Genomic DNA, 21,637 nt, shown 5'->3' with positions numbered 1-21,637 from the left:
AAAGCTTGACCTAAAATTTGTCAAGAAGGAAATTATACTAAATAAAATTACTGACAGCCCAAGATTAAAAGTTCTGTCAGTAATTTTTACTGACGAGTAAAAAAGAACTCAATGAGTTCTTTTTATATTAATGTCTTTGCTCAATATTTTGCTTTGTTTTGTAAGCAAGAAAATCGCGTGCCACATCTTTATCAAAATCATTGAGTTGTTTTATCACTTGGTTTTGAATCGTTTCAATCTCAATTTTTTCAAAAGAGAGCTCAGCAATTACTTTTTCAACGACTTTTGTTACATTATTAGCAATCATATTGGCGTGGAGCGGTTTATCTTTGTATTTACCATTGATTGCAGCTTTGAATACTGCCGTTTGAATGCGGAAGCTATCCCAGTCAACGACATGTCCATTACGTTTGATAACTACTTTATTAACTAATTTTGCTTGCATCAATTTCTCCTTATTTTTTAATCTTCTTACAATACTATTATACCAAATTTTTCGGAATTATTTAAAAGTTTCGACGATTAATACGATATTGAGTAGAGTTACAAAAACTCCTGTTGCTAATAAGAGCCACTTTGTAAACCAAACATTTTTATATTTACCCATTACTCTTTTAGAACTTGTCAAATAAATTTGCAAAAAGATAGTAATTGGTAATTGGATACTTAAGAAAACCTGTGAATAAATTAAAATATTAAAGGGCGAAGTCACAAAACTTAAAGCGCAAATGGCAATCGTTGCTCCAATTATTGTGATTAAAACACCTAATTTACTATGTGGGTCTTGTGCATCATAAGGTTCTGCAAAGATTCCTGCAAAAATTGACCCACCTGCCATTCCGGCTGTTACCGATGAGGCTACTCCTGCAAAAAGAAAAGCAATCGCAAAAATAATTGCAGCCACTGGACCAAGGAGAGGAACGAGCATTTCTTGTGCTTGATTAATTTCTGTTACAATTCGAGGGAAAAATAAAGCCGCAGCAATGATAATAATTGCAGAATTAATCACCCAGCCTAGAAACATTGAAAAAATTGTATCAAAGAACTCAAAACGCAATTGTCTTTCCATCACCGCTTCATCTTTTAAATTCCACTGACGACTTTGAATAACTTCCGAGTGTAAAAATAGATTATGTGGCATGACAACTGCCCCTAGGGCTGACATGATGATTGGCATTGATTTTGCATCAACAAAAGGAATAACCATTCCTTTTGCTGCTTGTCCCCAATTAATATGTGGAATAATAAAAATTTCTAGTAAAAGTGCAATCCCAATCAAACTTACAAAACCAATAATAACTTTTTCAATTTTAGGATATGAATTACTAAACAAAAACCAGATAACCAAACCAGCTGTTAAAATTGCTCCTACCACAATTGGTAATTTAAAGAGCATTTGCAAAGCTATTGCTCCACCCAAAATTTCAGCAACTGCTGTCGAAATAGAAGCTAAAACTCCCGTTCCCAAAACTGTTCTACTGAGCCAGGGTCTAAGGTATTGGGTCGCATTTTCTGACAAACACTTTCCTGTGACAATCCCTAAGTGGGCCACATTATGCTGGAGAAAAGCCAACATAATTGTTGATAGTGTAATTACCCAAAGTAATTTATAACCAAATTGAGAACCCGCAGCAAGATTGGCAGCCCAATTTCCTGGATCTATAAATCCCACCGCAACAATCAATCCTGGTCCAACATACTTCAAAAAATCAAGGGCTGGATATTTTTTATCTTGTAAAAATCGCCTCATTTTTATCCTTTTCATTTTCACTTCCTTTTGGATAATTATAGCATGCAGCTTTTAAGAGTTCAACTTTACAAAATAAAAAACCGTCAGTAAATTTTACTGACGGTCATTAAAAATGATTGATTATTTAGCAACGATGAAACGGTCTGCATCATCCATGAAAGTTTTTTCGCCAGCAGGTGCTTCGATTGAACCAAATACAAGTTGTCCACGAAGTTTCCAGCTTTCTGGAAGATTCCATTCTTTAGCAACAGCTTCGTCAATCAATGGATTGTAGTGTTGCAAGTTAGCGCCTAAACCAAGTTCAGCAAGAGCAGTCCATACATTTACAGAAATAATTCCTGAACCTTGTTCTGACCAAACTGGGAAGTTATCTGCATAAAGAGCAAATTGTTCTTGAAGATTTTTAACAACTGCTTGGTCTTCAAAGAAAAGAATTGTACCAAAAGCAGCTTTAAATCCATCAAGTTTTGCACGTGTGTTATCCCAAGCTGATTCAGGAACACCTTGTGCTTCCATGGCTGCTTTAAGTTCTGGGGCAACAATTTCATACCAAAGTTTATCTTGGGCATCACCTGTGAGAATCAAAAGACGTCCAGTTTGTGAATTGAAAGCTGTTGGTGAAAAACGTACAGCTTCTTTAATTGTTTCAATCACTTTTTCTTCATCTTGAACGTTTCTTCCAAGAGCGTAGATTGTGCGACGGTTTTCTAATGATTTAATGAATGACATAATAATTACTTCCTTTTTTGTTTTTATTGTTTACATATGTAATCTTATCAAATAAATTTACACTTGTAAACTATTTTGATTCAAAAAATTACTTTTTTTATAAAATAAAAAAAATCCCTATTTGAAATAGGGATAAATTTATTATTTAGTACCGAACAAACGGTCTCCAGCATCACCAAGACCTGGGACAATATAACCATGTTCATTAAGTTTTTCATCCAAAGCTGCAGTATAAATTTCAATATCTGGATGTGCTTTTTGGAGAGCTTTCACTCCTTCTGGTGCAGCAACAAGACAAACAAATTTAATATTTTCTGCTTTAGCATTTCGTTTTTTAAGAGAATCAACTGCTAAAATTGCTGAACCACCAGTCGCAAGCATTGGGTCAACAAGGAAAATTTGACGGTCAGCAATGTCGGCTGGAAGTTTAACTAAATATTCAACTGGTTTAAGTGTTTCTTCGTCACGATACATTCCGATATGCCCTACACGAGCAGCTGGAATCAATTTCAAAATTCCGTCTACCATCCCAATACCAGCACGCAAGATTGGTACAATCGCTAATTTTTTACCTGCGATTTGTTTAACTGTCGTTTTTTGAACGGGTGTTTCGATTTCGACATCTTCAAGGGGTAAATCTCTTGATACTTCGTAGGCCATGAGCATTCCAATTTCATCAACAAGTTCACGGAATTCTTTTGTCGATGCCTCTTTACGACGCAAGATTGAGAGTTTGTGTTGAATCAATGGATGTTCTACGACTTGAAATTTTGACATTTTGATTTTCCTTTCGCTAGATCTCTTTGCTAAGCAAAGTTCAGATTTATAAACTGCCTTTAAAAGGCAATTTTGCTAATTTTAGGCAAAATTTTTTAGAGCCTAGCAAGTTCGCTATTCTCTAAAAGCATTTTTTCTATTTTACCACTTTTTTGGTCTTTTTGGGAGGAATAAGATGAAATTTAAAAAAATTTAAATTTTTCGTCTTTTATTCTTTATTTTTTCTTAATTATCATATTTTTTCAAGACCATTTTAATTAAAAATGGTGCTAATACAGTTGCTAAAATAATCACGATAACCAGCTCCGAATAAACTTCATCTGTAATAATGGCACTCGTCAGACCAATTTGAGCCACAATCAGGGCCATTTCTCCTCGTGAAATCATTCCTGTTCCAATCAACATACTCTCACCAGTACTTAATTTACTTGCTTTTCCAACAAAATAGGCGGGGATAAATTTTGTCAAAATTGCTAAGAAGGTAAAGAGTAAAATTATCCAAGGATGATGAATTAAACTATCGAATTGAACAGATATGGCGATAAGTACAAAGAATACTGGGATAAAAATAACATAACCGATTGCTGAAGTATATTCTTCAATCTTATGACTTACTTCTGTTTGTGAAATAGCAAGTCCTGCAAAGAAACTACCTATTACCGCTGACATTCCTACGCTATCAGCAAGTAGACTTAAGCCCAAACAAATAATCAAGGCAACAATCGTATTTTTGTTGGCAATGGGTAGTTTTTGGACGAATTTCCAAAATCTTGGAATAAGCTTATGCACAAGAAATAAAAAGGCAAAAAAGAAAAGTTCAAGCAAAAATTGGATGAAAAGATGAGAACCAGAACCACCATTTTTAAAACTAGTAAAAATTGATAAAATCAATACAGCTAAAATATCATCAACAACTGCTGCTCCTAGAATAATCGAACCTGCACGTGTACTGAGTTTACCATATTCTTGTAAGACTTCAACCGTAATCGACACTGAGGTCGCAGCGAAAACAATTCCATAAAAGAAACTGGTCGATATTCCGTAACCAAAGCCAAAAGCAACAAGTCCAAAGGCAATTAATGGCACAATTACACCACCAACTGCAACGAGCATTGATGCTTTAAAATTTTTCTTTAGAACAGTTAAATCACTCTCAATTCCTGCTAAGAACATGAGTAAGATAACTCCAATCTCAGACATCACTTCTAGAACATGACCGCTATGAACCAAGCCTAAAACTGATGGAGCAATCAAAATCCCAACAAGCATTTGTCCAACGACAGCTGGAATTTTAAGGCGTCTTGAAACAAGAGTAGCAATTAAAGAGGCAATTAAAACAATTGTGAGTTGTAAAATATCATTCATAAGTTGATTTTAACATATTTTTCATTCTTAAAAACACATTTTCGACTAAAATCCTTAAATTTTGAATGTTTCTACGAGTCGTTTGCTTGCTTCTTCAGTCAATGAAAAAGGTGCAGCAGCATTTAATCTGGCATGCGCTTGTCCAGCTTTTCCAAAGCTTATTCCTTTATTTAGAATCACACCTGCCTCTTCTGCTAATTTTTCATCCAATACCTTATCTTCTAATTGATATTCAGAAAAATCAAGCCAAATTAAATAGGTTCCTTGAGGTTTCATTACTTTGATTTTTGTTTTTTGATGAAGTTCTGACTCAATATAAGTGATATTTTTTTCAAGCACATTTTTGAGTTCATTTAACCATTCACTTCCATTTTCATAAGCAACTTTGGTGGCTAGCATTCCTAAAGTGCTAATTTCTTGTTGATTATTTGCTAGTCTTCTTTGCAAGTATTTTTCACGTAAATCTTGGTTTTCAATAATTGCATAAGCGCATTTCACGCCAGCAATGTTAAAACTTTTGGTGGCAGAAGATAAAACAACTGAAAAATCTTTGAAGTCTTCTGAAAGAGTGTTAAAGGTCTGGTGCTGATGACCAAACAATGTTAAATCTTGATGAATTTCATCAGAAACGACAATCACATTATGCTTTTTACAAATTTGGCCAAGTTTTATCAGTTCTTCTTTCGTCCACACGCGCCCACCAGGATTGTGGGGGTTACAAAGAATATATAATTTCACGGAATTTTCAACAATTTCTTTTTCAAAAACTTCAAAATCAATTAGAAATTCCCAATTTTTTTCCATCAGTTTATTTTCAATTAGCTTTCGATTATTTAGCTTAACTGTTCTGGCAAACGGGGGATAAACAGGTGTGTTTATTAAAACAGCATCATTTTCTTTGGTCAATGCTTGAATGGCCAGACCAATTCCTGGAACAACTCCTTCAACCAAAATTAAAGCTTCTTTAGAAAAGTCATACTGATGTTGATTTTTTTCCCAATTTTGAATGCTTTTAATTAAATCTTCTTCTACATAGGCATATACATAAACTCCATAGTCTGCGTAATCATGAATACTTTGTTTTATTTCTGGTAAGGCAAGAAAATCCATATCAGCCACCCATAATGGAAGTTTATGAGGATTCTCTTTTATTTCTTGCCATTTTACAGAATTATGGTCAAGTCGATTTGGAATGGTTGTAAAATCATATTTTGTCATTTTTATACTCTCTTTTTTCTTTTCGTCATAGGATAGCTGTCACTGCTTTAGCAGTTTACAGATATGATAGTAGCTCCATCAGTAAAAAATTTACTGACAGAACATATTTTAGCACTTATGGATATGCTGGTAGTCTCATCATAGGATAGCCGTTGGCGCTTCGCCTTTTTGTCACAAAACGGACAGCGTAGCACGCAGTGCGTAGATAGCCTTTACGGATATGCTAGTTTGTTCATCAGTAATTTTTTAATTTTCTAAAGCTTCTTTGAGATCTTCTATTAAATCGCGAACATCTTCTATCCCAATCGAAAGGCGAAGCAAATCATCTGTTAAACCATAACTTTCTCTAATCTCAAGTGGAATATCATGGTGAGTTTGCGCTGTTGGATAAGTGATTAAAGATTCAACACCTCCTAAGCTTTCAGCAAAGGTAAAAACGCCCAAGTGATTTAAAATAGCAGGAATTTTGGTTTTGTCAGTAACTTTTAGAGAAATCATGCCACCTAATCCTGAGTAAAGTACTTCTTTTACTGATGGAAGTTTTTTTAGGAAAGTCACAATTTTTTGGGCATTTTTAGTTGCCCTCTCCATTCTGAGGCTTAAAGTTTTCAAACCTCGCATGACAAGATAACTGTCAAATGGAGAAAGAACTGCTCCAGTAGTATTGAGCTGATATAATAATCTTTCATAAAGTTCTTCATCATAAACAATGACCGCTCCAGCCAAGACGTCATTATGTCCTGATAAATATTTTGTTGCCGAATGAATCACTAAATCCGCACCCAATTCTAATGGTTTTTGATAAATTGGGGTATAAAAAGTATTGACAACAATCACTTTTGCATGATATGCCTGTGCTTTATTGGCGATTTTTTCAATATTATATTTAACCATCATTGGATTTGTCGGTGTTTCAATATAAACAATATCAGTATTTTCATCTATTAGCTCAAGCATTTCTTTTTCAGTTTTAGCATAGGAAAAGTAAAATCGTCCCTCTTTTTCTTGTTCATCGAACCAGCGAAATGAACCTCCATACAAATCTCGACTGGCAACAATTTTTGAACCGATTGGGAAAACTGAAAAGGCCAAGACAATTGCAGCCATTCCTGACGAAGTTGCTAGAGCAAATTGTCCTGATTCAATTGAAGCAAGTGCTTCTTCCAAGGTTGCTCTTGTTGGATTTTTGGTTCTGGTGTAATCAAAGCCAGTCGATTGGCCAAATTCTGGATGTTGATAGGTCGTTGAAAAATGCAAAGGACTAACTAAAGCTCCCGTTGCCTCATCTTGATGAATTCCGACTTGCGCCAATAAAGTATCTAATCTTTTATCCATAAAATTCCTCATTTTTTAACTCATTATTTTTTACTTTTGCTCTTTTTGATTAAAATCATAATTTTCTTCATTCAAATGTTGACTCAGACGTTCTCCTAGATAAGGCGTTCCTTGATAAACCGCATAATTCAACCAATTTGAAAAAAAGAGGGAAGCTGCTGAAGCCCAAGTGCTTTTTGGCTTATTTTTATCATCATTTTCTGGAAAATAATTTTGGGGAAGATTGGGTTTCAGTCCTTCTTCTTTATCTCTCTCATATTCCCAAGCTAAAGTTTCACGGTCATATTCTAAATGGCCAAAAAGGTAAATTTCACGCAAATTTTTCTTCGCTAAAATTGAAAATCCGGTTTCTTTGGAGCTTGACAAGACTTCCAAATCAGGTACTTTTTTTATTTCTGATGGATTTGATTGGGTATATCGCGATTGTGGATAATTAAAAAAATCATCAAATCCTCTAAATAATGGATTTTTAGGTTGCTCTACTGAGCTTTTGTAAATACCACACAATTTTTGCGGAAGATTTTCTTTAGTTACACCATAGCGAGCATAAAGTGCCGCTTGTGCCCCCCAACAAATATGCAGACTTGAATAGACATGGCTTTTAGACCAGTCAATAATTTTCAAAAGCTCACTCCAATAGTCCACTTCTTCAAAGTTTAACTGCTCAACCGGAGCTCCTGTGACAATTAATCCGTCGTAATATTGACTCTTAATCTCAGAAAAAGATTTATAGAAGGAATCTAAATGCCCTTGTTTCGTATTTTTAAAATCATGAGAAGTCATATATAAAAATTCAACATTAATTTGTAATGGAGTGTTCGATAGTAATCGTAAAATTTGTCTTTCAGTTATTAATTTACGCGGCATGAGATTGACCACCAGCAAATTTAAAGGGCGAATATTTTGATTCTTCGCTCGTTCATCATTCATAACAAAAATATTATCCGCTCGCAAATCATCAATTGCGGGCAGACCTTCAATCACTTTTACCGGCATAAATCACTCAACTTTCAAATAGAATTAGACTCAATTATAGCCCTTCGTGATTTTTTTGCAATAGTCTCGTATTTTAATTCTGTGATGGTCTAATTTAAAATTTTTAATCTTATAATAAAACTTGCCTATGGCAAGTCTCATTTTGTATTTTATTTATTTATAATTCGAGTAATGATTTTATCATAGATTACTCTCATTTCTTTTTCTGAGGATTTTTCGGAAAATTTTTCTAGGGGAATCCAGGCTAATCCCCCTGTTTCATCCGTATTCTTTTGAAGTGAATCACTTTCCTTTGCTTCAAATAAAAAAGTAACATTAAGATGAATATGAGCACTGACATAACCATATTTTCTGTGATGATGTCCAAAAACAGGTAAGGCTTCAATTGAAATTGGCATTTCTGAAAGTTTTTTGAAAGATCGCAGTCCCGTTTCTTCTTGAACTTCTTTTACCGCTACAGCTAATAAGTCAGCATTGCCGTCAGCATGGCCGCCTACCCAACCCCAACTTTGATAAATCTTATGATAAATTCCTAAAATTTTATCATGACTTTCATTCAAAACAAATACACTTGCTGTAAAATGTGCAATAGAAGACCGATTCAAATTTTTTTCATCAGCTGCAAAATCTTGAAAAACTTTAAAATCTGTTTTTTCTTGCTGACCTTCTGGTACAAAATTCTCTAATAATTTTTCTATTTGATTTTTCATTTTTCACCTCACAAAATTATTACAATGATACTCATTAAAATTAAAGAAATAAACATGGATAAACTTATTGTCAATCCAGCTAAGGCCTTATCATTTCCAAGTTCTATAGCCTGAATCATATGTAAAAAGGACATTGGGCAAAAGAAGATTAATAAAAGAATTTCTTTTATTATAGCTGGAAATGGAAGGAAAAAATAAACCAAACTAGCTAAAATAAAGGCTAGTAAATAGCGCCAAGTCATATTTTTAAGACAAGTTTTAAATTTTCCCTTTGGCAGACGAAATTCCATAAAAAGCCCAATCGTAAAGATAGATAAAAGAGTATTAGCATTTGCTAAGGGGCGAATTGGAATCAGCCATTCATCCGGAAAAGATAGGCCGAAAATTGCTAAAATAAACATAAAAATATAAACAACAAAGGGTGGATTACGAAATAAGACGCCAAATATTTCTTGTAAGATAAAGCCGTGCTTTTTTCTACCACTTGAAAGTTCAACAATTGCTTGAGTAGTCCCTGTCACCATTAATGAATTTCCCATGTCAAACATGGCAAGAAATGGAATTGCTGCTGGAAAAAAACTAGAAACAAAAGGAATTGAAAAATTTCCGATATTATAACCTGACAAATCAAACATATAAAGTCCACGTTCTTCAACAGTAGCTTTTCGTCCAATAAATTTTCCTAGAAAAACTAAAAGAAGATTGGAAAAAAGTCCCATAAACATCAAGATAAAAAAATATTAGAGAGTTTTGTATGATTGACTCCAATTAAAATTGTTGCTGGCAAGGTCAAATAAACAACCATTTTTGAAGTTAATGCTCCGTCTTTTTGATGAAGAATTTTAATTTTCTTTAGTAGGAGAGCTAAAAATAAAACAAGCATGATACTCAAGGCGTTCAGAAGAATTGTAGTCATTATTTTACTTTCTGTCAGTCGTTTTTTATTCTGTCAGTAATTTTGTAACTCCTAAGTTTACTGACAGCCTATCTCAATTAATTCTAGCATTTTTTTAAGCAAAAACTCCCGTAAAAATACGAGAGTCTTTTTTGATTATTTAATTTCAATGGTATATTCACAAGAAAATTTTCCTTCTGGTGCCAATTGATTGATTCCAAATTTGTTGGTAATATCTCCATCAGTATTTTCATCATCTGCAATTCCACACCAAGGTTCGATACAAACAAAGGGTGCTTCATTTGGATAAGGTGACCATAAACCAAAATAAGGCATATTTTTCCATGTTAGGCTGACTCCGTGGTCATCTAATTTATTGGTCAAAGAAACTTTCATCTCCTTTGATGAGGTATAAACTAAAGCATCTTTATCAAAAAGTGCTCTTGTTAACGGAAGTTGACTGACTTGACTTTCAACTCTTTCATCTAGTTTCAAAGTTCCTGACGGTGGATCAAGTGGAATAAATGTCCGCTTTTCATCTGGTGAAATTGTTAATTGGTAATCTTCAAAAGTTCCATTTTTTAAAGGAACATTGAAAGCTGGGTGAGCCCCAACGCCAAAAGACATGAATTTTTCATCTTCATTTTTCACTTCATAACGAACTCTAATTTTATTGTCTACTAGTTTATAAGAAACACGGAAAACAAAATGAAAGGGATAGTGATTTAAGCTATCTTCATTGTCACGAAGTTCAAAAACAAGTTCATCAGCTGATTTCTTAATTAATTCAAAGTCATTATCACGTGCAAAACCGTGTCCGCCCATTTTATAAGTTTTGTCATTATAGCGATATTCCCCATTTTTCAATTTCCCTACGATTGGAAAGAGAACTGGAGCATGACGGCCCCAAAATTTTGCATCTGCTTGCCACAAATATTCAATATCATCATGTTGAATAGAATGCATTTCTGCTCCAAAAGTATCCACAACAACATTTAAGTGGTCATTTTTTAAAGTGTAATTCATAAAAAACTCCTTATATTTTTTTAACTTCCTCTATTTTACCATTTTTACTGACAAAAATTTCTGTCAGTAAAAAAATGTACGTCACACTTCAGAATGTTGACAAAGTACTTTCCACAAAAAATCAAAAAATTTAATTATGACTCAAATGACTGTGGAAATAGACAAAAGAGGAGCCTCTTGGGCTCCCCTTTTAACAATCCACTCGACTGCGAGAGTGGAAAGCCTAGCATGAAGTGCGAAGCTGTTCCACACCAAATTGTTCAAATTTAGGTGCAAAACAGCTTTTTTATTCACTTGAACCATGCGCCACGGTTTAATCTTTTCTTGGTTTATAAAAATTACGATTAGATAAAGCCCAAACGCGTTGACTAAATTGACCTGGGTCAAGCGTTTGAGTCGCCGTAGTCATCATCATCATATTGGCATCCATAACATCAATTTGATGAATCATTTCTGCTTCCATAATTTGCGGACGAACAGGGCTACCATATTCCAACTCACCATGATGACTCAACAAACAATGACGAAGCATTAATAAATCTTCATTGTCATCATCAAAGCCAAGTTCAATGGCGGCTTTACTCACTTCTTCATCAATCAAAACAATGTGCCCAAGCAAATTTCCGCGCAAAGTATAAGAAGTATTTTCCGCACCTGTAAACTCTAAACATTTTGCCATATCATGCAGTAAAACACCGGCAAACATCAAATTTTCGTTGAGTTGTGGATAAACTTCGCAAACTTTTTCTGCTAATTGAAGCATGGTGGTTGTATGGAAAGCAAGACCTCCTTCAAAAGCATGGTGATTAGTTTTTGCAGCAGGAAATTCATAAAATTCTTTATCAAATTTTTTCAAAATCGTTCGTACAATTCGATTTAAAGTCGCATTTTCAATACGGAAGACGATTGATTGAACATATTCACGTAGATCTTTTTCTTGAACAGGAGAACTTTCTCGGTAATCATGAGGTTGATTAGGTTCACTATCTGTCGCCAAACGTAATTGTATTTTATTGACTTGAGGCATTCCATTATAAAGTTCTTTGAGAGCCTTCATATGTACGACACGTCCAGCTCTAAATTGTTCAACCGCCTTAGGATTGGCATCCCAAATATTTCCGTTGATTGTTCCTGTTCGGTCTTGAAAACTTAAAGCTAAAAAGTCTTTTCCTGCACGAGTTTGACGTAATTCAACTGATTTAATCAGATAAAACCCTTCAAAAAATTCGCCAATTTCTAAGTTTTTAATGAGCACCATGTTTTCTCCTTTAAGATGTGAGTACGAGCATTCAGAAGTGATGGAAATTGTGGTTCTGAATATAATCCAGTTACTATTTCACACGCTTCTACGAGCCCGAACTCAGTTAAATTAATTTGCAGGGGCGCTTCATTTCACCAAAGAAATAAATGTTTTTCTTTCTTACGTCCCACTTTTATATGTTAATTTTTTACCGCTTTTAAAAGCGACTTTCTTAGATATCGAACCTAAACTAGAAAGAGAAGTTTATTCATTATCTATCCCTAGAAGTTCACTACTTTTACTATTATCAATTTCATTGATATTCCGTAATTTACGATTCATCACATTTGTTCTTGTGGTGATTAGATTGCTAATCTCTTTTTCAGATTGTTGCAGACGTTCTTGAACTTTTTTCAGTGAACCTTCAAACTTACCAAATTCTGTTTTGACAGCACCTAGTAGCTCATAAACTTCAGCTGATTTTTGTTCGATTTGCAAAGTTTTAAAGCCCATTTGCAAACTGTTCAAGACGGCTGTCATTGTCGTTGGACCTGTCACATTGACCTTGTAATCACGACTGATTTGTTCATAAAGTTCAGGGTTATTGACCACTTCCATAAACAGCCCTTCAGTTGGTAAAAACATGATGGCAAAATCTGTTGTTTTTGGTGGAACAATATATTTTTCGCTGATTGATTTGGCTTGAGCTTTGACGGCATTAAACAATGCTTTTCTTGTCTTATCAATTTCCAGACTGTCATTAGATTCTAAAGCCATTTGCAAGCGTTGATAATCTTCCATCGGGAATTTTGAGTCAATTGGTAATAAAAGCTCTGAATCATCAGATTTTCCAGGTAAAATCAAAGCATAATCAACTGCATTGCCCCCTTGGATATTGACTTGTTCACGGTATTGACTACTTGTAAACATTTGCTCTAAAATTCGGCCTAACTGAATTTCACCAACAATCCCACGTGTTTTAACACCTGTCATTACCTTTTGTAAGCTGTCCACATCGCTGGCAAGATTTCTCATTTCGCCCAAGCCCTCTTCCACATTTTTCAAATGTAAAGTTACCTGTTCAAAGGATTGCGAAATTCTGCGATTTAATGTTTCTTGCAATTTTTCATCGACCGTTTCTTGAATCTGACTCAATCTTTTATCATTTGAATCTTGTAATTCTTTAAATTTATGGTCAAATTTGGCGGTAATTGACTCTGTCAGTTCTGACAGTTTACTAACCGTTCTATCAGTAGATTCTACCAAACTTACAGAAATTTTTTCTAATTTTTGCTCATTTGAGTTTTGTAAATCTTTAAACTGCCAATCAAACTTACTATTGATATTTTCTGTCAGTGCCGAAAAATCATTATTGACCGAACGTAAACTACTAGAAAGTTCCTGTCTATTTTGCGCAAGTTGCTGGTTAATATCTGAGCGCATTTCCGATAAATTTTGATTAAGATAATTTAACTGATGACTCGTATTTCCTTTGTCAGTTTTTTTGAAAAAATTGGCAAGGGACAGTAAAATCAAAAGTATAAGTAATATAATAATTATGACTTCCATCTTGATTTTTTATTTTCCTACATTTCTAAAAACTTTAAATCAATTCCTAAAGTTTACTGACAGAAAAGCTGTCAGTAACTTTTTGAGAATTTTATAAATTTACACGAAGTTTTTCAATATTTTTCTCAACTTCACCATTAAAAATAAATGACCCTGCAACAAAAACATTAGCTCCGGCAGCTTTAGCAACTTTAATTGTTTGGTCATCAATTCCACCATCAACTTCGATTTCAAAATCAAGCTTTTTATCAGTCCGAATTTGAGCGAGTTCACGAACTTTATCCATCATTTCAGGAATAAATTTTTGACCCCCAAAACCAGGATTGACTGTCATTACTAAGACCATATCCACAAGTGGTAAAACAGTTTTAATCGCCTCTACAGGAGTTCCAGGATTAATAACTACCGAAGCTTTCATGCCGGCATTCTTAATTTTTTGAAGTGCTCCGTGAATATGATGAGTTGCTTCAACATGAATACTCATGCTATCAGCTCCTGCCTTTGCAAAATCCTCCACATATTTTTCAGGATTTTCAACCATCATGTGAACATCGAAAAATAAATGAGTTTGTGCGCGAAGTGCCGAAACAACGCCAGCTCCAAAGGTTAAATTATCCACAAAATGTCCGTCCATTACGTCAATATGTACAAGGTCAGCTCCAGCAGATTCTAAACGTTTCACATCTCTTGCAAAATTTCCAAAGTCTGCTGACAAAATTGATGGAGCAATTTTATTTTTCATTTCTATCCTCTCTCTAAATAACTTGAATTAGTAATTTATCTTTTGAAACTAAAAACACTTATTCACCACTATTTTCTGATGAATCATCATGAAGTTCTTCTTTAATAATTGTTTTCCAAGATTCACCCTCACGTTTATGCTCTACAACGGTTGCCGCACGAACTCCAAGCATAATTGCTAAGCCTAAAGCAATGACGGTCAAGAAATTCATCACAAAGGCCAGACTTCCACTTTTGAAGACAAACATTTCTAAGATTTGGCAAATAAGCGCAAAAATAACCGCTAAAAAGGCTTCTGTTTTCAATCGTTTTTTCATTTTTCTTTGTCCTGTGAACTCTCTAAATCTTTTTTATCCTCTTTGGGCTGATTAGTTAATCCAAAAAAGACACGGTTTAACCAACAAATAACAAAGAAAGTTGCAATAACCAAGAGGATAAATACAATAATCATCATTGTTTTTGACAAATCATTTTTAAAATAAATCGCTAAAATCCATGCTAAAACAAGGGCAAAAAAACTAGCTTGTTTTAACCAAATATTATCTTTAGCCCTGTTTTTTTCGTTTTTTCTCATAAGTCTCCCTCGTGTGATTAATTTCATCTAAAATCTGTAAATAATTATCATAGCGGCTCTCTAAAATTTCATGATTTTCTAGTGCCAGCTTGACTGCACAGCTGGGTTCATGCGTATGTGTACATTCGCGAAACTTGCAATCATGACTGATTCTTAAAATTTCAGGAAAAGCAGCATTTAAATCCGGCTGATTCGTCACTTCATAGTCTAGACTAGAAAATCCCGGTGTGTCAGCAATTAAGCCACCAGCCAATTCAAAAAATTCAACATGACGTGTCGTATGACGCCCACGTCCCAGTTTTTCTGAAGTTTCTCCCGTTGCCAGTTGCATTTCTGGTGCAATTTTATTTAGCAAAGTAGTCTTACCAGCGCCAGTTTGCCCCATAAAGACAGTTACTTTTCCCGCTAAATTACTGACCAAATGCTCAGCATCAAAAAAAACATCATAACCAATTTGTTCATAATCACTTTTTATCTGTTCATAATCTGTCAGCTGATTAAAAGTTTTTTTATTCTTATCTGAGCCTTCCTGCATCTCTGTCAGTAAATCCAACTTAGAAATGTAAATCATCGGGTGAATATTTTTATGCTCTAAAAAAACCAAAAAGCGGTCTAATAAATTCAAACTAAAATTTGGGCTCACTGTTGACATAATAATCACAGCTTGATCAATATTAGCAATAGATGGTCGAATTAAAGAATTTTTTCGCTCACCAATTTTTAAAATATAACCTTCTGAATTTTCCTCAGTAGAAAATTCAACAAAATCTCCCACAACAGGTTTCATTCCTTTTTTTCTGAAATTACCACGCGCACGCGTCTGATAAACTTCACCTTCTGATTCTACATCATAAAAGCCTGCCAAAGATTTGACAATACGTCCATTTTTTATCATGTTCTCATTATACCAAAAAAAGGCTTCACTGTAAGCCTTTCATTATTTTTTAAAGTTTATTAACTCAAAACAGTGATTTGAATATTTTTCCGTCCCCAAGCAATTGCTTGGTCATTAGTTGGAAAATGGACATCAATGATATTCCCAATAATTGCTCCCCCAGTATCACCAGCAATTGCAATTCCATATCCTGGAACTTCAACAAGAGAATTCAAAGGAATAACACTTGGGTCAACCGCAATACAAATTGGATTTTTACTTAAATCAATTCCCGTTGCTGTAATCCCATTCAAAGCATAAGCCGTTGCTTCTACATTTAAAGTACGACCACCAGAAGGAGTTGTTGGAGTAGTTTGTTTTGGTGGATCTGGCACTGTCGGTGGATTTGAGCTCGTATTTTTAACTGTTTCCGCTTTAGCTTTAACCTCAGCTACCGATTTAGCCAATGCTTCATCGCGAGCTTTTTGTTCTGATGCTGCTTTTTCTTGCATTTCACTCAAAAGTTGTTTATTAGAACTAATTTTATCCTTAAGCGATGAAATACTACTTTGCAAGCTATCTACTTGTCCTTGATAGTCATTTTGGTTTTTCACAAGAGATTCTTGCGTTTCTTCCAATTTAACTTTCATTGTTTTAAGTGAAGCTTCTTTCTCTATCAAAGATTTAGCTTGGTCAGCCTCGGCTGTCAAAACTACATTCAGATTGGTCAAACGTGTAATCATCTCTGAGAGATTTTTTGATGACGCAACGACATCAATATATGAGAACGTAGCCCCACCATTTGATTGTACTGCCCGCATTTGTTTTGCGACAGAAGCCTTGAGTTGAACAATATCATTTTCAGTTTCAGCAATTTTGCTTTCATATTCTGTGATTTTGCTCTTTGACTGCTTAACTTTTTCTTGAGCTTCTTGCGCTTGACTATAAATCTTATTCGCCTGCGCTAATTTGCTATCGAGTTCTGTTTGGAAGTTTGTAAGTTCTTGGTTGACTTCCGTTTGAGAGCTCTCAGCATTTACCTTTGTTACTCCTAAGAGATTAGATGGTAGTACTGACAAAATCATCAGTAAAGCTCCCACAAGTATTCCAACTTGTTTTATTTTTTTAGGAATTAAATTCTTCATACTTTGTCTATTCTAACATATCCCCTCAGGATTTTAATTGCAATATCTTTACTAAGATTAACATAACTTTAAAATAAATACAAAATGACACTTCCATAAGAGCCACTTGATTTACTGAAAGCAAATTTTCATTCGCTTCTTTATTATTTATTTGCAAAAAAATCTCTATCAGTAAAATACCAATAGAGATTTTTACTGACAGTTTTTTTGTCAGTACTTTTTTAAATTAACGGATTTCTATATCCAATTTTTCCACAAGATTTTTTGTAATTTTATTGACCGCAGCCGTAATTTCTTCATCTGTCATTGTATTTTCAACAGGTTGGAAAGTGAGACTGTAAGCCATTGATTTCTTACCAGCCGGTAAGTTTTTGCCTTGATAAATATCAAATAACTCAACTTGGCTAAGTGTTTTGACACGACTTGATTTAATGACAGAAACAATTTGTGCATGTGTCACTTCAGCATCAATCAAAAGTGCGATATCACGGTGAACAGCTTGAACTTTCGGAATGTCAGTAAAGATAGTTTGAGCTGGTAATTCTTCAAGCATCACTTGCATATCAAGACCAGCAACATAAGTTTCTGCAATATCGTATTTTTTAGCTGTCGCCGGATGAATTTGTCCTACAAAACCAGCCACACGACCATTAATTTTAATGACAGCAGTCCGTCCTGGGTGCATCGCTGCTTGATTATTGCTTGGAATAAATTCTACTTCTTTGTATGCTTCGAGAAGGTTTTCCACAATTCCCTTAGCATAGTAGAAATCAACAGGAACAGCTTGCCCATTATATGATTTATCCACAACATTTCCAGAAATAGCAAAAGCAAGGTTTGGTACTTCTATCGGACGAATATCATCTGGATTTGGTAAGAAAATATTGCCAATTTCATAAATTGCCACATCAGCATTTTTACGATTCTGATTGTAATTTACAATATCCAAAAGTCCTGGAATCATGTTTGCACGAAGTGTTTGACGATCTTCGGTCATTGGCATCATAAGCGTTGTTGTTTCAAGCTGACCCACAAATTCAGTTGCTTTTTCTGGAGTTACAAGCGAATAACCAATAACTTCATTAAGCCCTGAACTTTCGAGACCTGTTCGCACTGTACGACGGAATTTTTGCATTTGAGTCAATTCACCAGCATTTTGTGAGGAAGGCAAAGTACTTGGCAAATTATCATAGCCATAAATACGAGCTACTTCTTCAACTAAATCAGCTTCAATATGAATATCCCAACGACGTGATGGGATTTCACAAGTAAATTTTTCACCCTCAACTTCAACCCCAAAGCCAAGTTGAACAAAAATTTTTTCCACAGTCTCAAGAGATAAATCTGTTCCCAAAGCACTATTAACACGACTCAAAGTAATTGATACTTTTGGCAAAATAGGTTGATAATCATTTGATTCAACAACACCTGAAAGAACTTTTCCACCAGCCAATTCAACTATCATTGCTGCTGCAAAATCAAGTGCCTCACGAACCGTTCCTTCATTAATTCCTTTTTCAAAACGACTTGATGCTTCCGAACGCAAAGCAAATTTTTGAGAAGTTTTACGAATTGAAGTCCCATCAAATAGAGCCGCTTCAAGGGCAACACTTGTTGTTTCGTCAGTAATTTCACTATCAGCGCCACCCATAACACCACCAAGCGCTACAGGAAGTCCATTTGCGGTAACCACAATATCAGAATCATCTAATTCACGTTCAACATGGTCTAAGGTTGTCATTTTTTCACCAGCCTTAGCTTGACGAACCAAAATTTCATCAGAACCAAATTTAGAAAAATCAAAACTATACAAAGGTTGACCAAAAGCCATCAAAACATAATTCGTCACATCCACTACATTGTTGATTGGTTTCACACCAGCATTCATCAAACGGTTTTGCAACCATTGTGGTGATTTAGCAATCTTAACCCCTTCAATCAAACGAATTTTATATGTTGGAACCTTATCTGTTTCAACTTTTACTGCAATTTTACTTGCTGCTGATTCAGAAGCTTCTACTAAATCTTTCTTTTCTAATTGAACTGGTAAACCATAAATAGCACCAACTTCCCAAGCTGCCCCATGCATTGACAAAGCATCCGCACGGTTTGGTGTAATTGATAATTCAATGATTTCATCATCCATATCAAGATAAGAGAAAATACTATCACCAACTTTAGCATCCGCTGGCATTTCAAAAATACCATCCTCATGCTTCATTGGATTAATTTTTTCATCAATCCCAATTTCATCAAGCGCACAGAGCATCCCGAGAGATTCAACTCCTCGAATTTTACCTTTTTTGATTTTATAATTATCAGCAATTCGAGCACCCACAAGTGCTACAATTACTTTCATACCCACACGAACATTTGGCGCACCACAAACAATTTGCAATGATTCTTCAGCTCCAACATTCACTTGTGTGATGTGTAAGTGTGTGTCAGGAATATCTTCACTTGATAAAATTTCTCCCACAACAAGTTTTGACAAACCTTCCATTGGACTTGTCACGCCTTCAACCTCAATCCCAGACGTTGACATCTTTTGTTCTAATTCAGCCGATGTCGCTCTAAGATTAGGCACCAACTCTTTTAACCATTTATATGATACTTGCATTTTATTTCACTTTCTATTCACAGTCTTTTGACCTTTTTATTTTCCAAATTGCTCTAAGAATCGTACATCTCCTTGATAGAATCCACGAATATCATTGATTCCATAACGGAGCATCGCAATACGTTCTTGACCAAGCCCGAAAGCAAAACCAGAATAAACTGAAGAATCTAAACCAGACATTTCAAGCACATTGGGATGGACCATACCTGCACCAAGAATTTCAATCCAGCCGGTATGTTTGCAGACGTTACAGCCTTTTCCGCCACATTTGAAACAAGAAATATCAACCTCAACAGAAGGTTCAGTAAATGGGAAATAACTTGGACGCCAGCGTAATTCACGGTCTTGACCAAACATTTTTTTCATGACAAGGTCAAGCGTTCCTTTAAGGTCCGCCATTGTGATATTTTTATCTACAACCAAACCTTCAATTTGATGAAATTGGTGGCTGTGAGTGGCATCATCTGTATCACGACGATAAACACGACCAGGAGCAATCATGCGTAAACCACCTTTAGAGAAATCATGAGCATCCATTGTCCGAGCTTGCATAGGTGAAGTATGCGTACGAAGTAAAACTTCATTAGTGATATAGAAGGTATCTTGCATATCACGAGCTGGATGATCTTTTGGAAGATTCATTCGCTCAAAATTATAATGGTCCGTTTCCACTTCATAGCCATCAACAATTTCATAACCCATTCCAAGGAAAATTTCTTCAATTTCTTCTTGCGTTTGAGTTAAGATATGGCGACTTCCTTTTTTCTGAGCTTTTCCTGGCAAAGTCACATCCAAAGTTTCTGATTCTAAAGCGGCATTCATTACTGCTTGTTCAATTTCCACTTTTTTAGCTTCAAATTTTGCCCCAAACTCATCACGAAAAGCATTGGCAAGTGCGCCAATAACTGGACGTTCTTCATTAGTTAGGTCTTTCATCCCTTTCAGAATTTCAGTCAATTCACCCTTTTTACCAAGCATCACAGTTCTTAAATTATTCAGTGTTTTTTCATCAGCAACAGAGAGTAAGTCAGACAAAGTCCGCTTGCGAAGGTCTTCAATTTTTTCTTGTAAGTTCATTTTTATCCTTTCAACTTATGAAAAATATATATTTGTTATTAAAAAGAGATTTGAGCCAGATTTAATAGAAAATAAAAAATACCACAACTCTCATCTCCAAAGGAGCGAAAGCCGCGGTACCATCCTATTTTATCACTTAATTTAATTATTTAATTCACACAAAAGCCTACCTTTTAGACTATCACTCTAAATGATAGATTAAAAATAGCTTTCTTTAGTAAGGTGAACTTCAATTGCAATTCCATATTGTGGCTTTCAGTCGGTGACCACAATTCCCTCAAATTTCATAGACAATCTACTCTTCTTACATCTATGCTTAATTTTATCACTTTCATAAGATTTGTCAACTTTAAGAAAGTGTATTTTTTTATCTTGACAAAACAAAAAACGTATTTTATAATAAATATATATTTAAAACATGTTTATAAAACATGTTTAGAAAGAAGAAATTTAATGAAAACATTTAAAAGCTTAGAAGATTTTGTCGGAACACACTTTATCTATACCTATGATAATGGTTGGGAATATGAACTTTACGTCAAAAACGACCATACCATTGATTACCGTATCCATGGCGGAATGGTCGCTGGCCGCTGGGTCAAAGACCAAAAAGTTTCATTAGTGATGTTAACCGAAGGGATTTATAAAATTACATGGACAGAACCTACTGGTACTGATGTTGCCTTAGATTTTCTTCCAAATGAAGGAAAATTACATGGCATGATTTTCTTCCCGAAATGGGTAGAAGAACACCCAGAAATCACTGTCTGCTTCCAAAATGATTTTATTGACTTAATGCATGAATCTCGCGAAAAATATGAAACTTATCCTAAATATTTAGTTCCAGAATTTGCAAAAATCACTTATGCTGCTGAAGCAGGCAAAGATAATGACGATGTCGTCGCACAAGCTCCTTACAAAGAAATGACAAATGATATTCGTAACGGAAAATACTTTGACCAAAATTATAAAATGATTAAGCATTAATTTTCAAGT

General features: G+C 34.8%; 22 protein-coding genes. 1 reads left to right on the top strand and 21 read right to left on the bottom strand.

Going from position 1 to position 21,637, the window contains the following annotated elements:
* Positions 1-127 precede the first annotated feature (127 nt).
* From MHB61_RS11375 to pheS, 21 genes are all read right to left on the bottom strand, one after another.
* Positions 128-445, bottom strand: coding sequence for an ATP cone domain-containing protein (locus MHB61_RS11375; RefSeq protein WP_004254946.1), 318 nt, complete (start codon positions 443-445; stop codon positions 128-130).
* A gap of 57 nt (positions 446-502) precedes the next feature.
* Complete coding sequence (locus tag MHB61_RS11370) at positions 503-1,765, bottom strand: Nramp family divalent metal transporter (protein WP_012898456.1); 1,263 nt, start codon at positions 1,763-1,765, stop codon at positions 503-505.
* Positions 1,766-1,870: 105 nt separating this feature from the next.
* Positions 1,871-2,479, bottom strand: a complete 609-nt coding sequence (locus MHB61_RS11365) for a nitroreductase family protein (RefSeq protein ID WP_004254938.1) — start codon at positions 2,477-2,479, stop codon at positions 1,871-1,873.
* A 141-nt stretch (positions 2,480-2,620) separates the two neighbouring features.
* Entirely contained in the window at positions 2,621-3,256 is a 636-nt protein-coding gene (gene upp, locus MHB61_RS11360; protein WP_004254935.1) for a uracil phosphoribosyltransferase, read from the bottom strand.
* A gap of 225 nt (positions 3,257-3,481) precedes the next feature.
* Positions 3,482-4,621 (bottom strand): cation:proton antiporter, encoded by a 1,140-nt coding sequence (locus tag MHB61_RS11355; RefSeq protein WP_137016339.1) that lies wholly within the window; start codon positions 4,619-4,621, stop codon positions 3,482-3,484.
* A 54-nt stretch (positions 4,622-4,675) separates the two neighbouring features.
* Positions 4,676-5,839 (bottom strand): MalY/PatB family protein, encoded by a 1,164-nt coding sequence (locus MHB61_RS11350; RefSeq protein WP_004254927.1) that lies wholly within the window; start codon positions 5,837-5,839, stop codon positions 4,676-4,678.
* A 246-nt stretch (positions 5,840-6,085) separates the two neighbouring features.
* Entirely contained in the window at positions 6,086-7,174 is a 1,089-nt protein-coding gene (locus MHB61_RS11345) for a cystathionine gamma-synthase (RefSeq protein WP_010906196.1), read from the bottom strand.
* Positions 7,175-7,204: 30 nt separating this feature from the next.
* The gene (locus tag MHB61_RS11340; RefSeq protein WP_004254910.1) at positions 7,205-8,170 is read right to left on the bottom strand and encodes a homoserine O-succinyltransferase; all 966 of its coding nucleotides are present in this window, start codon (positions 8,168-8,170) and stop codon (positions 7,205-7,207) included.
* A gap of 149 nt (positions 8,171-8,319) precedes the next feature.
* Positions 8,320-8,880: an NUDIX hydrolase gene (locus MHB61_RS11335; RefSeq protein ID WP_004254908.1), complete on the bottom strand. Its 561-nt coding sequence runs from the start codon at positions 8,878-8,880 to the stop codon at positions 8,320-8,322.
* Positions 8,881-8,888: 8 nt separating this feature from the next.
* A complete protein-coding gene (locus MHB61_RS11330) occupies positions 8,889-9,599 on the bottom strand; it encodes an AEC family transporter (RefSeq protein WP_223203824.1) in 711 nt (236 codons plus the stop codon).
* Between the two features lie 5 nt (positions 9,600-9,604).
* The gene (locus MHB61_RS11325) at positions 9,605-9,796 is read right to left on the bottom strand and encodes a hypothetical protein (protein WP_031297017.1); all 192 of its coding nucleotides are present in this window, start codon (positions 9,794-9,796) and stop codon (positions 9,605-9,607) included.
* A gap of 135 nt (positions 9,797-9,931) precedes the next feature.
* On the bottom strand, positions 9,932-10,801 hold the full coding sequence (locus tag MHB61_RS11320; protein WP_004254893.1) for an aldose 1-epimerase family protein: 870 nt from the start codon (positions 10,799-10,801) through the stop codon (positions 9,932-9,934).
* A 313-nt stretch (positions 10,802-11,114) separates the two neighbouring features.
* Positions 11,115-12,059 carry a 3'-5' exoribonuclease YhaM family protein gene (locus MHB61_RS11315; RefSeq protein WP_004254890.1) on the bottom strand — a complete coding sequence of 315 codons (945 nt, stop codon included), beginning with the start codon at positions 12,057-12,059 and terminating at the stop codon, positions 11,115-11,117.
* Positions 12,060-12,305: 246 nt separating this feature from the next.
* Positions 12,306-13,610, bottom strand: a complete 1,305-nt coding sequence (gene rmuC, locus MHB61_RS11310; RefSeq protein WP_004254886.1) for a DNA recombination protein RmuC — start codon at positions 13,608-13,610, stop codon at positions 12,306-12,308.
* 91 nt (positions 13,611-13,701) lie between these two features.
* Entirely contained in the window at positions 13,702-14,352 is a 651-nt protein-coding gene (rpe, locus tag MHB61_RS11305) for a ribulose-phosphate 3-epimerase (protein WP_004254883.1), read from the bottom strand.
* Between the two features lie 58 nt (positions 14,353-14,410).
* Positions 14,411-14,668, bottom strand: a complete 258-nt coding sequence (locus MHB61_RS11300; protein ID WP_004254880.1) for a hypothetical protein — start codon at positions 14,666-14,668, stop codon at positions 14,411-14,413.
* Positions 14,665-14,925 carry a hypothetical protein gene (locus tag MHB61_RS11295; RefSeq protein ID WP_004254877.1) on the bottom strand — a complete coding sequence of 87 codons (261 nt, stop codon included), beginning with the start codon at positions 14,923-14,925 and terminating at the stop codon, positions 14,665-14,667. Before MHB61_RS11295 ends, MHB61_RS11300 begins: the two co-directional genes overlap by 4 nt.
* Entirely contained in the window at positions 14,897-15,820 is a 924-nt protein-coding gene (gene rsgA / locus MHB61_RS11290) for a ribosome small subunit-dependent GTPase A (RefSeq protein WP_004254873.1), read from the bottom strand. Before rsgA ends, MHB61_RS11295 begins: the two co-directional genes overlap by 29 nt.
* 59 nt (positions 15,821-15,879) lie before the next feature.
* On the bottom strand, positions 15,880-16,944 hold the full coding sequence (locus MHB61_RS11285; RefSeq protein ID WP_058221526.1) for a 3D domain-containing protein: 1,065 nt from the start codon (positions 16,942-16,944) through the stop codon (positions 15,880-15,882).
* 226 nt (positions 16,945-17,170) lie between these two features.
* Positions 17,171-19,564 (bottom strand): phenylalanine--tRNA ligase subunit beta, encoded by a 2,394-nt coding sequence (gene pheT / locus MHB61_RS11280; protein WP_004254861.1) that lies wholly within the window; start codon positions 19,562-19,564, stop codon positions 17,171-17,173.
* A gap of 36 nt (positions 19,565-19,600) precedes the next feature.
* Positions 19,601-20,641, bottom strand: a complete 1,041-nt coding sequence (gene pheS, locus MHB61_RS11275; RefSeq protein WP_004254858.1) for a phenylalanine--tRNA ligase subunit alpha — start codon at positions 20,639-20,641, stop codon at positions 19,601-19,603.
* A 453-nt stretch (positions 20,642-21,094) separates the two neighbouring features.
* Between pheS and MHB61_RS11270 the strand changes: the two genes are divergently transcribed.
* Positions 21,095-21,628 carry a phenolic acid decarboxylase gene (locus MHB61_RS11270; protein ID WP_004254852.1) on the top strand — a complete coding sequence of 178 codons (534 nt, stop codon included), beginning with the start codon at positions 21,095-21,097 and terminating at the stop codon, positions 21,626-21,628.
* Positions 21,629-21,637 lie beyond the last annotated feature (9 nt).

This window comes from Lactococcus sp. FSL K6-0773 (genome assembly GCF_038006485.1).
In the GTDB taxonomy this organism is placed as follows: Bacteria; Bacillota; Bacilli; order Lactobacillales; family Streptococcaceae; genus Lactococcus; species Lactococcus lactis.
The sequence above is the reverse complement of the archived record's forward strand: the minus strand, read 5'-3'. Positions and strand labels throughout refer to the sequence as shown.

Coding starts and splice junctions, on each gene's coding strand:
- MHB61_RS11375 (WP_004254946.1), bottom strand. CDS start 445: ATGCAAGCAAAATTAGTTAATAAAGTAGTTATCAAACGTAATGGACAT.
- MHB61_RS11370 (WP_012898456.1), bottom strand. CDS start 1,765: ATGAAAAGGATAAAAATGAGGCGATTTTTACAAGATAAAAAATATCCA.
- MHB61_RS11365 (WP_004254938.1), bottom strand. CDS start 2,479: ATGTCATTCATTAAATCATTAGAAAACCGTCGCACAATCTACGCTCTT.
- upp (WP_004254935.1), bottom strand. CDS start 3,256: ATGTCAAAATTTCAAGTCGTAGAACATCCATTGATTCAACACAAACTC.
- MHB61_RS11355 (WP_137016339.1), bottom strand. CDS start 4,621: ATGAATGATATTTTACAACTCACAATTGTTTTAATTGCCTCTTTAATT.
- MHB61_RS11350 (WP_004254927.1), bottom strand. CDS start 5,839: ATGACAAAATATGATTTTACAACCATTCCAAATCGACTTGACCATAAT.
- MHB61_RS11345 (WP_010906196.1), bottom strand. CDS start 7,174: ATGGATAAAAGATTAGATACTTTATTGGCGCAAGTCGGAATTCATCAA.
- MHB61_RS11340 (WP_004254910.1), bottom strand. CDS start 8,170: ATGCCGGTAAAAGTGATTGAAGGTCTGCCCGCAATTGATGATTTGCGA.
- MHB61_RS11335 (WP_004254908.1), bottom strand. CDS start 8,880: ATGAAAAATCAAATAGAAAAATTATTAGAGAATTTTGTACCAGAAGGT.
- MHB61_RS11330 (WP_223203824.1), bottom strand. CDS start 9,599: ATGGGACTTTTTTCCAATCTTCTTTTAGTTTTTCTAGGAAAATTTATT.
- MHB61_RS11325 (WP_031297017.1), bottom strand. CDS start 9,796: ATGACTACAATTCTTCTGAACGCCTTGAGTATCATGCTTGTTTTATTT.
- MHB61_RS11320 (WP_004254893.1), bottom strand. CDS start 10,801: ATGAATTACACTTTAAAAAATGACCACTTAAATGTTGTTGTGGATACT.
- MHB61_RS11315 (WP_004254890.1), bottom strand. CDS start 12,059: ATGGTGCTCATTAAAAACTTAGAAATTGGCGAATTTTTTGAAGGGTTT.
- rmuC (WP_004254886.1), bottom strand. CDS start 13,610: ATGGAAGTCATAATTATTATATTACTTATACTTTTGATTTTACTGTCC.
- rpe (WP_004254883.1), bottom strand. CDS start 14,352: ATGAAAAATAAAATTGCTCCATCAATTTTGTCAGCAGACTTTGGAAAT.
- MHB61_RS11300 (WP_004254880.1), bottom strand. CDS start 14,668: ATGAAAAAACGATTGAAAACAGAAGCCTTTTTAGCGGTTATTTTTGCG.
- MHB61_RS11295 (WP_004254877.1), bottom strand. CDS start 14,925: ATGAGAAAAAACGAAAAAAACAGGGCTAAAGATAATATTTGGTTAAAA.
- rsgA (WP_004254873.1), bottom strand. CDS start 15,820: ATGATAAAAAATGGACGTATTGTCAAATCTTTGGCAGGCTTTTATGAT.
- MHB61_RS11285 (WP_058221526.1), bottom strand. CDS start 16,944: ATGAAGAATTTAATTCCTAAAAAAATAAAACAAGTTGGAATACTTGTG.
- pheT (WP_004254861.1), bottom strand. CDS start 19,564: ATGCAAGTATCATATAAATGGTTAAAAGAGTTGGTGCCTAATCTTAGA.
- pheS (WP_004254858.1), bottom strand. CDS start 20,641: ATGAACTTACAAGAAAAAATTGAAGACCTTCGCAAGCGGACTTTGTCT.
- MHB61_RS11270 (WP_004254852.1), top strand. CDS start 21,095: ATGAAAACATTTAAAAGCTTAGAAGATTTTGTCGGAACACACTTTATC.